Here is a 14,832-nt window from a genome sequence, read left to right as displayed (position 1 = left end):
CTAAGCTGACATCCCTCTGGGCTCATAATTATATTTAAGTTTTCTTTTTTCATGAAATAACTTAGACACTTGTAAGTTCCTAGTTTTATTCTCAAGAGGAATTTTGCTATTATTCTTCTTGAGACAACTGCTTTTATACTGAGAATTATGGTATTCTTTAAAAGTGTGACAAGTTATTTCACTTTTATAGCCTGTTTTTGATTTCCTATTTATTATTTTATGAGCAAATAATTTTTTACTATTTTTACAAATATAATAATCATTTGCTTCATTATAGTCTATATTATCAATATGTCCAATATCAGTTTTATATATTCTAGTTTTACTAATTTCATAATTTGTAGGTTTTATGAAAGATAATTGATCATTACGCTCTAAAAATGTATAGTTTTCCTCAACTTCATATCCAGCATCAGCTATTATTTTAGGATATTTAAACTTAGTATAGTCATCAATAAATTTTAAAAATGGTATTAATGCTGTAGTATTAGTAAGTTGATGTACTAAACTTACCCAAACCATATATTCTGAATTTACAGCAAATTGTATATTATATGCTGGTTTCAGTTGTCCATTTTTCATTCTCATAAAAGTTACATCATTATCTGTTTTAGAATAACTATTTCGTTAACCCATTATATGAAGATCTTTAGTATATTTTTAAAATCTATCAATATAATTATTTAATTGCTTGATATGTTTTTGAACAATAGACTTTTTCTTTCCTTTTTCATGAATAAATGTTATTTTTGATTCTTTTGATATTGATAAAGATACTTTAAAGTGTGATATTAATGAAAATAATCCTAAGTTTAAAAACTTATTGAGAAGAGATTTTGTATTATATAATATTAGATGAGGTATAGGTATATACGCCAATTTAGATGATGATCTTTATGATTATCCTAGTAAAGTATATCGTTATGCTATAGCGCTTAGAAATATAAATATATTAGGTGTTTCTAATTCATAAAAAGTTAATAGAATTATTCTAATTGTGAAATTAACAATCTATACATTTATAAATATTGCCCATTAAATTTCACAACAAATGCTTTTATAAAGTGGAATAAATATAAATTACATAATAAAGATGAATATATAATATCTCATCTAGTTTTTAACTTTAAAGAAATAGAATAAAAAAGTAAGTTATTTAGAATGAAAACGAGTAAAATAATTAATAGTTATGAATGCTATTATTTCAAATACAGAAAATAAGAAATAGTTATAAATTAGATACAGTTAATAAAAAAATAAAATATATAATTTTATTTTGATATTTATTTAAAATAAAAATAAAAATTTAATAATTATTTTATGAATATAAATTTATAAAATAAAAGAATAAAAATAAAATAAATGATTTGGATTATATGGTTTAGATAAAATATTTGCTGAATATCTATCTTTAACATAAGAACTATGTTAGTTATGAATATAAATTTTGTAAAATAAGTAAAATTCAGGTACTAATTATACAAAATTTTTATATATAAAAGTTATGTATTATATATTTATGATTATAATTGTTTTATTTTTAATTAAATCTATTCTATTATAATAGAATAGATTGTAAAAAAAATAAAATATTAATAGTATATTGTTGAAAAATGAAAAAAAGATTTCGAAAAAATTATGTTAAAAGTTTATGTAGATGAAAATAAATATTAAATATAAAAAAGAAAAATAAATATTGAATAATTATTTGATTAGTTATAATAAGGCTATTAAATAATAATAAAATTATGTACAAATTATTTTTGCTTCAAAATAACAAGAATACAATGCATTTTTTGAATATTTTGAAAAAATGAATATAATATGTTTTTTATTATATTTTTTTGTATATAAAAAAGTATTGTAATGAGTAAAAAAAAATAGTAAACTGATTTCATAAAAATGATTTTTATATGAATCTTAAGAATAGGGAGGGGTTTATTGGAAATATATAGATTTATTGATTTGGAATCTAAAAATAGAGTTATAAACTTTATAAACTTATATTTCGATGAGATAAAGAAACAGTTCATTAATAAAAGTTTAAATCTCAATTATGCAGAAAGTATATTATTATCTATTGCAGATGGATTTTTTTTATTTAATTCAAATGAAAAAGAAATTTTTGATGAAATAGGATATTTCTTATGCAAGTACATAAAAGAAGATTTAGAAAAATATGGGATATATAAATCTTTAGGAATGCTATCAGGTTTTGGATACACATGTTTTTGTGTAAATTCATATAGTAATATTACTGGTAATTTGAAAAAATTTTCTAATACTTTAAATAACATACTATTAAATGAAGTTTATGAAAATGTAAAAAAATATTACCATCAAGATTTATGTGTTGATAAATATGATTTAATATCAGGTATTTCAGGGAATTTATATTATTTGCTTGATTGTAATTTTATTTTAGATTGTGATATAAAGAAAATTAAATATATAGTTAGATATTTGGTTTATCTTTCTTTATACGATAATGAATTTATTAATTATTTTATTTCAAAATTTGATTCTTTAACTAATCTTGAAAAAGAAAATTCTAAGTTTAAAAATGGATCTTTAAATTTTGGATTATCTCATGGTATTATAGCTCCATTAGTTGCAATATCAAAAGCTTATTCTTTAGGTTTTATTGTTAGTGAAATAGAAGATTCTATAAAGACAATTTATTCATTATATAATAATGAACATTTTAAAATCAAGAAGAATGGATTAGAATTTTGGCCATCTCAAATTTCTATGGATGAATATTTAAATAAGACAGTTGTAAAATACTTTGTAATGAATTCAAGTTGGTGTTATGGTAATTTTAGCATATATAGATGTCTTTATAAAACTCTAGAATATTATGATTTATCAGAAAAAAATAAAAAAAGATATTTGGAATGTTTATATAACATATCAATAATAAATATAGATGAACATAATTTATTAAGTCCTTCATTATGCCATGGATATGCAGGAGTTCTTTGTCAGATTTTACAATGCTACTATGAGACAAGTGATTGTCAATATTTAAAACAGATAAGTAATATTTTAAAAAAAATAGAAAGCTTATACAATAATAACAACTTAATGATTGAGAAAGATTATAAAATATTAATGGATGATAATAACATATTTAGAGAAGGATTTAAGTATGATTTTTCATTATTAGAAGGCAGAACTGGAATAGTTTTATCTTTTCTAAATTTATTTAATAACAATTTAAGTTATTGTAAATTACTACTTATTGATTAAATGGAAGTGATTATTATTAAACTAAAAATCTTAAAAATGAAACAAATAATGAACTTAATTTTAGAAACTGATAAAAAATTTATCTTTATAAGTCTAATATCTTCAGTAATTTTATCAATTATACCATTATTATCTATAAATTTAATGCAAGAGATAATTAATTTATTACAAATAGGTAATAAGAATCTAGAAAAGATTTTCTCTATTGTAGTTTTATATTTGATTATTAATTTGGTACTCTCTATACTAGAGATGTTGTTAAGTTATTATAATAGCAAATTTGGATTAAAATTTAATTTGCATTTAGAAAACTTGATTTTAAGAAAAGCATCAAAACTATCACTAAAAGACTTTGAAGATAGTGATGTATATGACAAGTTCAATAGAGCTCAATCAGAAATTAATGATAAAATTATACTTATGATTAGTACTATGATTGAACTGATAACTATATCAACAACTAGTATTTTATATATTTTGAAATTTATGAGTTTCAATATTTGGATGATGCCTTTTATTATAATTATACCTATTATAAAATATTTTATCATAAACAAACTTAATATTAAACAATATAATATTATTAGAAATAGAACAAATGAATATAGAAAGTCATGGTATTATAGTTATTTAATTACCAATGGAGATGCTTTCAAAGAATTGAAAATAAACAATTTATTTTCTTATTTTATAAAAAAGTACACTACATATAAAATTAAGTTTAATAAACAAGATCTAACATTGGCAAAAGAAAGATTAACTAAAATGTCAATTTTAAATGTATTAGAAGAAATTATTGATGGTATATTATTTGTAATAATAATATATTATGGAATAATTAGAATTATATTAATAGGTGATGTTATTACATATACAAAATTAATAATGAATATTAAAGATAATATTAAGAAATTTTTGAATTCAATGACAACATTGAAAGAAAACAGTTTATATGTAGATATGTTTTTTGAACTTTTAGATATGACAGATGAAGTTGATTTTCAAGTAAAAAAAGATTTAACAAAAATAGATTCTATCAAAAAGATTGAATTAAAAAACGTGTTTTTCAAATATAAAGAGAAACAAGATTATATATTAAAGGATATAAACCTAGTTTTAGAAAAAGGAAAATCTTATGCAATTGTAGGTTTAAATGGAAGTGGAAAAACTACTCTGGGAAAATTAATAATGGGATACTATTTCGATTATAAAGGTGAAATTTTAATTGATGGAATTAGTCTTAGAGATATAGATATGGATTCATATAGAGAAAAAATGGGTTTTTTATTTCAAGACTTTCTAAGATTTGAAGCAACATTCAGAGAAAATATTTACTATGGAAATTTAAATCTAATTGATAATGATATAAATTTAGACAAGATAACAAATAGATTTGATTTAAATAAGATTTTAGAGGGTGAGAATGATAAATATGATACTCAACTGGGATATTGGTTTGATTCTGGAAAACAAATTTCAATGGGACAATGGCATAGAGTTGCATTAGCAAGAACTTTTGTTAAAGATGCAGATGTATATTTGCTAGATGAACCAAATTCTAGTTTGGATCCTCTAACTGAAAATAGCTTATCGAATTTATATTCTGAAGTTTTTGAAAATAAAATAGGGATAATAGTAACTCACAGATTCATAAATATTGTAAAGAAAGTTGATGAAATAATAGTCATGGATAGTGGCATTGTTATAGAGCAAGGAACACATGAAAGCTTATTGAAATATGGGGATTTGTATTCAAAGCTTTATAAAATACAATTAGAAGGAGATGTTTTTTATGGAGAATGCTAATATATATAAATGTCATGATGTTTTCATGGTGAGAACACCATCTTTGCCAATAAACATATACTCAGAATTGGATAGCAAATATAATGAAAATGTAGAAAAACTAATTCAGGATTATAATTTATACGATTTTTTTGGAGAGAATTTACTTATATCAAGTAAAAATTTATATGATTCTTTTAAAAAATATACTATTAATAAAGAAGAAGGTAAACAAAAAAAAATAAGGAAATATAATGAAAGTATTTTGAAATATTTGATAAGATCATCATCAAGACCGACTCCATTTGGAGGACTTAGTAAGGTTGGATTAGCAAAATTTACTGGTGAAAATGAAAATGAGAAAAATAAATTAATAAGTATATCTAAGGATTTAGTAGTTAAAAAAATTAGTGTTGATAATTCTTGGTTTCACTATATAGTTAATTTATTTGAAAGTGATAGAGATATCTTAATTCAACTTAACTTAAAAATAAATCCATTATGTTATAAATATGGAAATAGATTTAAAAATCCCTATTGCTCTAACTTAGGTAATGAAAATAACATAAATAGAAATAACATTAAATATTCAAACTTAGTAAAACAGATTAAGGAAGAACTAAAATCTTTTAAAAGTTTTAATGAACTATGTTCATCTATATTGGATATGTATGAAGGAATTGACGAATCAATTGTTTATGATACTATCATTAAACTTATAAAAAGTGAATTTATACTAACTGAGTTGAGAACCGATTTGTTGACTTCAAACCCATTAAAAAAACTAATTTCGAAACTTGAGTTAATAGAATTAAATGAAGAGAAAAAAATAATTTTATCAAAATTAAAGGAACTGGATTATTTAATATTTCTTTATAATAATTGTAATTTAAATAATATTAATAGTATTTTTTCTATAATGGAAAGTATACATAAAGTAAATTCATACTTAATGTTGAATACTGGGATTAAATTTAATAATAATTCAATCAATCTTAATATAAAAAAAGATTTAGAAGAATTTGTAAATATTTTTAAATACTTATATGTTGATAAGAAGTATATAAATGAGAATAAACATTTAGAACAAGAATTCCAAGAAAAATATGGGTCTAATACAGAAATTTCTTTTATAGAATTTATTGACTCTAATGGTTTTAATGCAATAAATAAATTTAGATATAAAAATGATTATAATAATATAATGTCTGAAAGAGAAGAAAAAATAAATGATTTATTAGATAAAAAGTTAAGCTTATATCAACTAAATCATAATGATGAAATAGTAATAGAAGAAAATGATATAAAAGATGATATTAAGTCATGTATTGATTTACCTATATCATTTGATTTAAATATTTTTATAACACAAGATAAAATGAACAAATATAATTACTTTCTTGGTCCTAACAGTGGGAGTATCGAAGGGGGTGCTATGTTTCAAAGATTTGAAGAAGTTTTAGATGAAAAATTATTTGAGGAGCATAGGAATATATATGATGAAAAAAATGAAATAATTGATAATGATCATATAATAGCAGAAATAAAAGAAATAAACTCTTATGGAAGGATTACTAATATATTCAATAAAACAAGAAATTATGAGCATTATATAAACTGTGGATTTCCTTCTAAAAGTATTGATTCAGATATTAACATAGCAGATTTATCGGTAGGTATAGATGATAATGATTTATTTTATATTAAGTACAAAGATAATAAAAAAATAAAGTTTGTATTAGATAATATGATAAATCCAAACTTAATAAATGATGTAGCATATATTTTATATCGTATAACAAGTAACTATAATAATCACTTTTTATCTAGGATATATATGTTCAAAAATATTAACAGATTTTACATACCAAGAATAAAAATTGGAAAGGTCATAGTTTTTCCTAAGACATGGATATTAAACTCTCATGATTTTTCAATAGAGAATCGTTCTAAATTTCACTCTGAGTTAAAAGTATACATAAATAAGTTTTCTATTGATAAATTTGTTTATTTAAAAAATGATGATAATCGTTTATTGATAAATTTGGAAAAGGAGATATATAGTGAAATAGTATTATCTTCATTAAGAAAAAATAAAGTAATTGAACTTTGTGAAGTTGAAAGTAATCTTATTGATGGGAGCATAGTAACTGATGAGAATAACAATAACTATGTGTCAGAATTTGTATTTACATTTATGGTAGAAAATTATAAAAAAACTAAACCAATAAGACAAGGTAAAAGAGTAATAAATAATTATAGATGTTTTAATTTATTTTCAGATGGGTGGATTTATTTCAAACTCTATGGTATAGGAGATAGAGATCTAGAAATATTAAATTCTATTGTAGATGATTTAATTCCTAATTTAGATAAACACTTATTTTTCTTCATCAGATATTCAGATACTATAGGAGAACATTTAAGAGTACGATTTAAATTTGAGAACAAAGAAAGTTCTTTAAATAATATAACAATAATTAGTAATTGGATAGAGCAAATACAAAATGATGGAATGATTAATAAAGTAATATTTGATGTTTATGAGAGAGAAACGAATAGGTATGGAGGTTTCAATCTTATTAGTAAAGCTGAAGAACTATTTGAATCTGATAGTAAATTTGTAATATCATTATTAAATCATTTTGATACTTCAAATCAAGAAGAGTTAGATAAAATTTATCTATTTGGAGTGATTTCTATTTTAAAAACATTAACTCAAAATCTAGAAGAACTATATGAAATGTTAAGAATATTTGATGACTTAGAATATAGAAAAAATTTTCATAAATACGACTTTAATTATGTTAGCTTTGTTGAAAATATTATAAATGAAAAATTTGAAGGATTTATGGAAGAAGAACAGTTGTTAAAAGAATATCTACATAGGAAAAATAAACTAATTCAATTTAAAAAATTAATTTACAATGAAGAATCAATTGTTAATATTGATGATCTCAGAGATGTACTCTTATCAATATCACACATGTTTTGCAATCGTCTACATGGTAATAGAAATTATGAAAAAAGAATTTTATCATTAGCTTTTTTGTCAACTAATAAAATTATTAATCAATTAAAATACAAACAATAATCATGTAAATAACAAATGCTTTGTAAATATATAAAAAATACAAGGAGATGAACGTAAATGGGTAAATTTGATGATTTTGATATTGATTTAAAAGAAAATAAAAATGGTAATGATGTAGAACCTCGTTTAACTGGTGCTGTATGCTTTAGTATAAATGTATCACTTGAAGCTTGTACAACAGTAATGTCAAAAGTTACATGTGGAGAGAGTGGTAATTGTAATATTACAAAGATAAGTAAATGTACAGGTAGATAATTTAATTAACATTTATGATTAAATAAATTTTATAAAGCATTTGTTATAAATATAGTATTAGTAGTCCTTTACAAGTAAAAATATAGCTGAGTTTGAGTTTTGTAATGAATAGGCTCAGCTATATCATTGGTTAATTTCAATTCAATTTTAATGATTAACTAAATAGTTTTATTAAGCAATAATACTTAAAAGAAAGTTTATAAAATGTAGAAACATATTTTAGTAGTACAATATATTTTATCAAAATTTATTTAAGATATAAAAATCACTGATTGTTATTTAATAAACAAATTATTCTAACAATTGCTAGTTTGAATAACAATAATTCAAAAACAAAAGAAATTATAAAAACTTAAATAGTAATCATGTAAGTAACAGGTGCTTTATGAATATATAAAAATACAAGGAGATGAATATAAATGGGTAAATTTGATGATTTTGATATTGATTTAAAAGAAAATAAAAATAATGAGGTACATGCAGAGCCTCGTAAAACTGGTGGAGAGATATGCTTTAGTATAAATGTATCACTTCAAGCTTGTACAACAGTAATGTCAAAAGTTACATGTGGAGAGAGTGGTAATTGTAATATTACAAAGATAAGTAAGTGTACAGGTAGATAATTTAATTAACATTTATGATTAAGTAAATTTTATAAAGCATTTGTTATAAATATAACATTAGTATATCTCTATAAGTAAAAACATAGCTGAGTCTAAGTATTCTAATAATTATTATAAAAAATTTAGACTCAGTTATATCATCATTTGATTTCAATTTAATTTTAATGATTTTTATACATTATTTTTTATAAAAAATTAAAAAGGGAGGTTATGTTTATTGAATTTACAATCAAAATGGATAAACTTTTTAAATCCAATATATATTAGTAATGAAAAAAAAAGAAAAAAAATACAAACTATAATATTTTTTTCTATAACTTATGGTTTATCCTATTCATTAGGTCTACTATCAATATGTTTTAGAGACTCTATAGCTCAAGAAAGTTTTGCTGGATTTATGATGATATTACCATTATCTTCAGTTTCTATTGCAAAATTTTACACAGAAGGAAGAACTAATGATAAATATGATTTTTATTCATCAATAATATTATTTTTCATTACCTATTTATTTTTTTTTATTATTGAATTATTAAATTTAATAAATATTAATCAATTTCAATTAGTGAATTCTAGTTTAATTTTAATAAGTAGCTTATGCGTTATTGTCTATTCTTTTAGAATAAAAAGTTTACATATTTTGAAAAATTTTAAAATAGGTATTTTACTAATTTTTTATTTTATATTTTCTCAAATTGTTTTTGGAGTAATAATAAGTGATAATCAATTTAATTATAAAAATTTCTTGAATTATATATTCCTTCCTATAGTATCATTAACATATATTTATCCTTTTTTATCTGAAGAATATGGTTGGAGATATTTTTTACAAAGTATTTTTTTTGATAGATTTGGTAAAAAAATAGGTATTATAATGGTAGGAACCTGTTGGAGTTTATGGCATTTACCATTACAATTTACACTATATAGTCCCAAAGCTCCAATAATTGGATCTATAGCCCATTTGATATATGGTATTGGACTTTCTATATTTTTAGGTTATGTTTATATGAAAACTAAGAATATATGGTACTGTTCTATAATTCATGTTTTAATTAATAGTTTAGGTGTCATTTTCAATGACTCTGAAATGGTCATTAGTTATCATACTATTATAAAAAGATTGATATTTATATTATTGTTTTATATTCCATTTCTACTCACAAAAGAATACAATAAAGATTTATAACTAATTTATATAAAATAAAGTTTCAAATAAATGTTTTTATAGAAAACTCATTATAACAGTGAAAAATAAATAATTCTATATTTAAATTTAAAAGTATTGTATAAGAAATTAGTTTATAGATGATTTTAATAATATATTATACTTTATTAAAATTTACATTAAATATACAAAAAATTATTAATTTTTTATTGAATTAAAAAAGTTAGATATACTAAATTTTTCATTGAAAAATTTTAATGTGAGGTGTTTATTATTAAAAAGAATATTGTAGCAATTACTGGCTCAAATAATGCTAATTCCAAGACAAAGAAAGTTACAGATAAAATACTTGATGAACTTATAAAACTTAATTCAGGGTATGAATATAAGAATATTTTATTAGGTGATTTTGATATTAAGTACTGTATTGGATGCCAAAAATGTTTTAAAAATGGATTTTGTGAAATGGATAACTTTGATAATTTTACTCTTATTCGTGAAGATATGAAAAATGCAGATATTATAATTTTTACTTCTCCTGTATATGTTGATAGTGTACCTGGAATAATGAAAACATTTTTAGATAGATTATCGTATCAGTGTCATATCTTAAGTCTTTCAGGAAAATTAGGTTTTACTTTAGCAGTTGGAGATCAAGGTGGAACAGAAAAAGTTAATGAGCATTTAGATAGTATGCTTAAACACTTAGGTGTTAAGGTATTATCGAGCTATAGTTTTTTAAATATAAATGATTCAATTCATGAAAAAACATCTTTGATAGCGAAGGATATATTAAAGAAGACACAAGAGAATTATGGATATTCTAATTATTATCTAGAGCGATTGTTCAAAGCTTATAAAGTAGAATATATATCCGAAGCCTATAAGAATAAAATATCAAAACATAATGAAATAAAATTTTGGAATCAAAATTGGATAAAAAAAACTGATTCATTTCAAGAATTCGCTATAAAAAAAAGGAGTATAGATCATGATTTTACAGAAAAGTAAGATTGAACTAGAAAATGAGTATTTTGAGAAAATTAAATACATTATTGAATGGTATATGTTGTCTATAAAAGAAGAGTATATAAATGATTATATACCACCATTTAGATATGAAGATTATTTAATTACAATTTCAGAGTTTTTGCCATTGATAAATAATGAGAGTAGAGAAGAATATATAGAAATGGGATATAGTTTAGCAAAAGGGATAAAACATAAATTAGAATATGAATTTGAAAATTATAAAAATCCTTATATGTATTCTGATTTAGGATATATGGCTTTCTCAGTATATTTATTTAATAAAAAAACTGGGCTTTTAGAGAAGTTTTTATACTCACTAAATAATTTATTGCTAAATGAATGTTATAAAAAAGTTATAGTTCTAACAAGTAATAATATATTTGATGTAAATACAAAAAATACTGATTATGATTCAATATATGGAGTATCAGGAGTATTAAACTATCTTTTAGAATTTAAATGGAGAGATGAAGATCTTTTTAAGATAATAAAACTTGGGGAATATCTTATGTCGCTTTGCCTTGAATATGAATATAAAGGATATATGGTTCCAAGATTTCATATTAAACCTGAAAATTTAATAAATGAAAAGTATAAATATATATTCCCGGAAGGAAGTTTAGATTTTGGTATGGCTCATGGTATGTTAGCGCCTTTGATTTCAATAACAAAATTGAAAAGTAAGGTTGAAAATATAAGAGAAATTGATAAGGCTATAGATAAAATTTTCAACTTATATGATGTATTTTTAAATAAAGATGATGGGTATTATAAATGGCCATCACAATTATCTATTGAAGACTATTTAAAAGAAGAAAGTAATTACAATTCTTTTGCAATGTCAAGGTGGTGTTATGGAGGGATTAGCATAGCTAAGGGATTGAGAAATGCTTCTTTAAACTTAAAAAATGATAAATTAGTGAAGAAATATGATAACATATTAAAGAATTTATTGACATATAAATATGATGAGTATTATTTGACTACACCTATTTTATGTCATGGTCACAGTAGTATTTTATCTGTAATGACAATAATGTATAAAGAAACTAATGATAAAGATTATTTGTATAATCTTAATATGACCTTGAAAGAAATATTTCAATTATTTGAACCATCATTAAAGTATGGTTTTAAAACATTAGATGATTCAATAATAGATAGTACTTCATTTTTAGAAGGAACAACTGGAATAATCTTATCATTAATTTCTATATTAAGTAAAGAATCTGATTATGAGAAATTATTATTTTTATCTTAAATTAAAAAATTTAGTATAAAAGATATAATTTTTAATTTTACATCTTTTATACTAAATTAGTTTATCAAAATATGTGTGAAGCTGAAGGCTCTAATGTTTTTGGATGTAATTGTCTTATACTGTATTTTTTCAATATTTATAAAGTTAAAATATTACCAAGAATCTGTATTAGAGCAAAATGTAATAATGTTTATATGAGTAAGTGAATATAGTATAAGGATTTTGGCTTTGTACATAAAAATAAAAATACTTGACAAACCATTGGAATATTAATCGTGTCCAAATACATATTAGAGGAGACAAAATTATAGAAGTTCTAGAATCATGAAAAAATATTAGAATAATAGATATAGAAAAGAACTTGTAAGCTAGGGTAGATTTCTGGGTTTAAAATAACGTATTTAATTTATTTGTATAGAACAATTAAAAATTTACTTATTGAGATAATTAAAAAATAACTGTCACAGAAAAAATAATTTACTCATGTGACAGCCATTTTTGATATTATGTTTTTGTTTTTTATCTGAAAAATTTAAAATAAAAATGTTATTTTAATAATCTAAATAAAATTTATTTTAATATTAATTTTTTATTTTCTTAATATATCACTTTTAGTCAGTCCATTTGATTTACCTTGAGGAGTCCAATGATAATTAGACATAGATTTAAATAGAAATCTAGGAAAGTTAGGTGATATAAAAATATTATCTTTACTAGAAGTGTTACTATCTATGTTGTTACTAAGTATATTCTTTGATAGTTCTCCTAATGAAGTTCCTAAGCTTTTTTTGGGACCTTTACCTAAAGGAGTAGATTGTAATGAACCTAGCATTTCTCCTCCACCAATTCCTATCCCTTGAACCCATGTAAAGTTAACCCTTTTACACCAATTTTCTATCATTTGAATTGCTAAATGAGTTTGTTTCCCTTCATAGAATCCACAGTTAACTATTGCATATACTGGAATAGATTTTTTATTTAGTTTCTTCGCACATTCTTCACATTCCTCTAAAAAACGAATTAAATGAGAAGGAATGCCATCTACATAAAGAGGAAATGCAATTATTAACCTATCACAAGTAAGTATGGCTTCAATAGCTTTAGGATATTTAGATACATTGTCTATTTTAAATGTGAGAATGTCATTATCCTTTTGTATAAGTTTTTCTACTTCAGATAAAAAGTATTGTGAATTATTTTCTTTTACTTTTGGGCTTCCATTTATCATTACTATATTCATAAAGATTCACCTCTTACATCTTGTGGATTTTTAAAAAATGAAACAGAATGTTCCTTCATATTGAGATTTACAGCATTTGCACGTACTAGATTAGTAGCAGTGTCTTTTTCAGTATCTGTAATACAATCCCCATAGAATAAAGCCTTTAAATTTATCTGTTTTTCATATCTATTTTTATGATGCATTTCATTATTCTTTATTACAAAGTATGGAAGGAGATAGCTTATACTTCTATCAAGTATATTCTTAATAAATGGGCTAAATCCACCGTAACAACATCTACTTATTATAATAAGTTCATCAGAATCAGCTATCAATTTACCCATATTTCTGTAATAGTCTTTTATGACACATGTAGTAGGTGTTTTAATCCAACAACCAAAACAACCAATACACTTGTGGATTTCTTCAGTGTTTGAAAGTATTTTTATATTGTTATCAAGTTTAGGTAATAAATTATCTAAATCTTTTTCAGTTAAATCATGTATTAAAAGTCTCATAAATTTTACCCCCTTTATATTATGTAGGTTGACTTTTATAATTCTATCCTACAATTTTTTTAATAAATCATTACACCAATTAATTACAAAACTATAATAGTCAACGCCATAAATCATTGTGAAATACATACATGTGTATTGGTCAATACAACAATTTTGTTCTACCTCAGTTTTTTGTGCATCTAATTTATTTAAAAGTAATTCAATTTCAGCTATCAACATTTTTAAGTTTGTTTCAATTATTTCTTTAGGTAAGTACTCATAAAAAAATATGTTAACAAGGTGGTTATGCTTTGTCTTAGAAAATTTAATTGGTTTTTCTAACCACTCGAGAAAGTATGATTTCCCTATATCAGTTATGGAATATAGTTTTTTTAATTTGCCCCCATCTATAACTTCGCGATAGTAGATATAATCTTTTTCTTCTAATCTTTTAAGCGCAGGATAAATACTACCAAAACTAGCATCAAAAAAGTATGAAGTACTTTGTGACATCTTTTGTTTTAAATCATATCCACTTAATTCTTTTTCCATCAGAAATCCTAAAATAATGTATTCTAACATAGTGCCTCCTAATATCGTTTATGTATATATTGTTTAGTTATATATCGTTTTGATATAT

Annotated in this window: 12 protein-coding genes; 8 read left to right on the top strand and 4 right to left on the bottom strand. The window is 22.3% G+C overall.

Annotated features, from left to right (window positions below; translation table 11 throughout):
* Window positions 1-588: a hypothetical protein gene (locus IC758_RS17125; RefSeq protein WP_227835093.1), complete on the bottom strand. Its 588-nt coding sequence runs from the start codon at window positions 586-588 to the stop codon at window positions 1-3.
* Window positions 589-1,941: 1,353 nt separating this feature from the next.
* Here IC758_RS17125 and IC758_RS17120 point away from each other — a divergent pair.
* The 8 genes from IC758_RS17120 to IC758_RS17085 all read left to right on the top strand — a co-directional run bounded on the left by IC758_RS17120 (window position 1,942) and on the right by IC758_RS17085 (window position 12,470).
* A complete protein-coding gene (locus IC758_RS17120) occupies window positions 1,942-3,252 on the top strand; it encodes a lanthionine synthetase LanC family protein (protein WP_227835094.1) in 1,311 nt (436 codons plus the stop codon).
* Between the two features lie 48 nt (window positions 3,253-3,300).
* The gene (locus IC758_RS17115) at window positions 3,301-5,058 is read left to right on the top strand and encodes an ABC transporter ATP-binding protein (RefSeq protein ID WP_227835095.1); all 1,758 of its coding nucleotides are present in this window, start codon (window positions 3,301-3,303) and stop codon (window positions 5,056-5,058) included.
* Window positions 5,045-8,131, top strand: a complete 3,087-nt coding sequence (locus IC758_RS17110; protein ID WP_227860631.1) for a lantibiotic dehydratase — start codon at window positions 5,045-5,047, stop codon at window positions 8,129-8,131. The genes IC758_RS17115 and IC758_RS17110 overlap by 14 nt, the downstream gene beginning before the upstream one ends.
* Before the next feature lie 57 nt (window positions 8,132-8,188).
* Window positions 8,189-8,386, top strand: coding sequence for a hypothetical protein (locus IC758_RS17105; protein ID WP_227835097.1), 198 nt, complete (start codon window positions 8,189-8,191; stop codon window positions 8,384-8,386).
* A 419-nt stretch (window positions 8,387-8,805) separates the two neighbouring features.
* Complete coding sequence (locus tag IC758_RS17100; protein ID WP_227835098.1) at window positions 8,806-9,009, top strand: hypothetical protein; 204 nt, start codon at window positions 8,806-8,808, stop codon at window positions 9,007-9,009.
* A gap of 217 nt (window positions 9,010-9,226) precedes the next feature.
* Window positions 9,227-10,198, top strand: coding sequence for a CPBP family intramembrane glutamic endopeptidase (locus IC758_RS17095; protein WP_227860630.1), 972 nt, complete (start codon window positions 9,227-9,229; stop codon window positions 10,196-10,198).
* Between the two features lie 243 nt (window positions 10,199-10,441).
* A complete protein-coding gene (locus tag IC758_RS17090; protein WP_227835100.1) occupies window positions 10,442-11,188 on the top strand; it encodes a flavodoxin family protein in 747 nt (248 codons plus the stop codon).
* A complete protein-coding gene (locus IC758_RS17085) occupies window positions 11,169-12,470 on the top strand; it encodes a lanthionine synthetase LanC family protein (protein WP_227835101.1) in 1,302 nt (433 codons plus the stop codon). The genes IC758_RS17090 and IC758_RS17085 overlap by 20 nt, the downstream gene beginning before the upstream one ends.
* Before the next feature lie 589 nt (window positions 12,471-13,059).
* On the opposite strand, the gene IC758_RS17080 is transcribed toward IC758_RS17085, so the two are convergent.
* From IC758_RS17080 to IC758_RS17070, 3 genes are read right to left on the bottom strand one after another with little or no spacing between them, the layout of a single operon-like run.
* The gene (locus tag IC758_RS17080) at window positions 13,060-13,710 is read right to left on the bottom strand and encodes an NAD(P)H-dependent oxidoreductase (protein WP_227433740.1); all 651 of its coding nucleotides are present in this window, start codon (window positions 13,708-13,710) and stop codon (window positions 13,060-13,062) included.
* Window positions 13,707-14,210 carry a flavodoxin family protein gene (locus IC758_RS17075; protein ID WP_227860629.1) on the bottom strand — a complete coding sequence of 168 codons (504 nt, stop codon included), beginning with the start codon at window positions 14,208-14,210 and terminating at the stop codon, window positions 13,707-13,709. The genes IC758_RS17080 and IC758_RS17075 overlap by 4 nt, the downstream gene beginning before the upstream one ends.
* A gap of 48 nt (window positions 14,211-14,258) precedes the next feature.
* Window positions 14,259-14,774 (bottom strand): helix-turn-helix transcriptional regulator, encoded by a 516-nt coding sequence (locus IC758_RS17070; protein WP_227433742.1) that lies wholly within the window; start codon window positions 14,772-14,774, stop codon window positions 14,259-14,261.
* Window positions 14,775-14,832: the final 58 nt, after the last annotated feature.

Source organism: Clostridioides sp. ES-W-0016-02 (assembly GCF_020641035.1).
GTDB lineage: Bacteria > Bacillota > Clostridia > Peptostreptococcales > Peptostreptococcaceae > Clostridioides.
Note: the sequence above shows the minus strand (reverse complement) of the source record. Positions and strands in the feature narration are given on the sequence as shown.

Coding starts and splice junctions, on each gene's coding strand:
- IC758_RS17125 (WP_227835093.1), bottom strand. CDS start 588: ATGAGAATGAAAAATGGACAACTGAAACCAGCATATAATATACAATTT.
- IC758_RS17115 (WP_227835095.1), top strand. CDS start 3,301: ATGAACTTAATTTTAGAAACTGATAAAAAATTTATCTTTATAAGTCTA.
- IC758_RS17110 (WP_227860631.1), top strand. CDS start 5,045: ATGGAGAATGCTAATATATATAAATGTCATGATGTTTTCATGGTGAGA.
- IC758_RS17105 (WP_227835097.1), top strand. CDS start 8,189: ATGGGTAAATTTGATGATTTTGATATTGATTTAAAAGAAAATAAAAAT.
- IC758_RS17100 (WP_227835098.1), top strand. CDS start 8,806: ATGGGTAAATTTGATGATTTTGATATTGATTTAAAAGAAAATAAAAAT.
- IC758_RS17085 (WP_227835101.1), top strand. CDS start 11,169: ATGATTTTACAGAAAAGTAAGATTGAACTAGAAAATGAGTATTTTGAG.
- IC758_RS17080 (WP_227433740.1), bottom strand. CDS start 13,710: ATGAATATAGTAATGATAAATGGAAGCCCAAAAGTAAAAGAAAATAAT.
- IC758_RS17075 (WP_227860629.1), bottom strand. CDS start 14,210: ATGAGACTTTTAATACATGATTTAACTGAAAAAGATTTAGATAATTTA.
- IC758_RS17070 (WP_227433742.1), bottom strand. CDS start 14,774: ATGTTAGAATACATTATTTTAGGATTTCTGATGGAAAAAGAATTAAGT.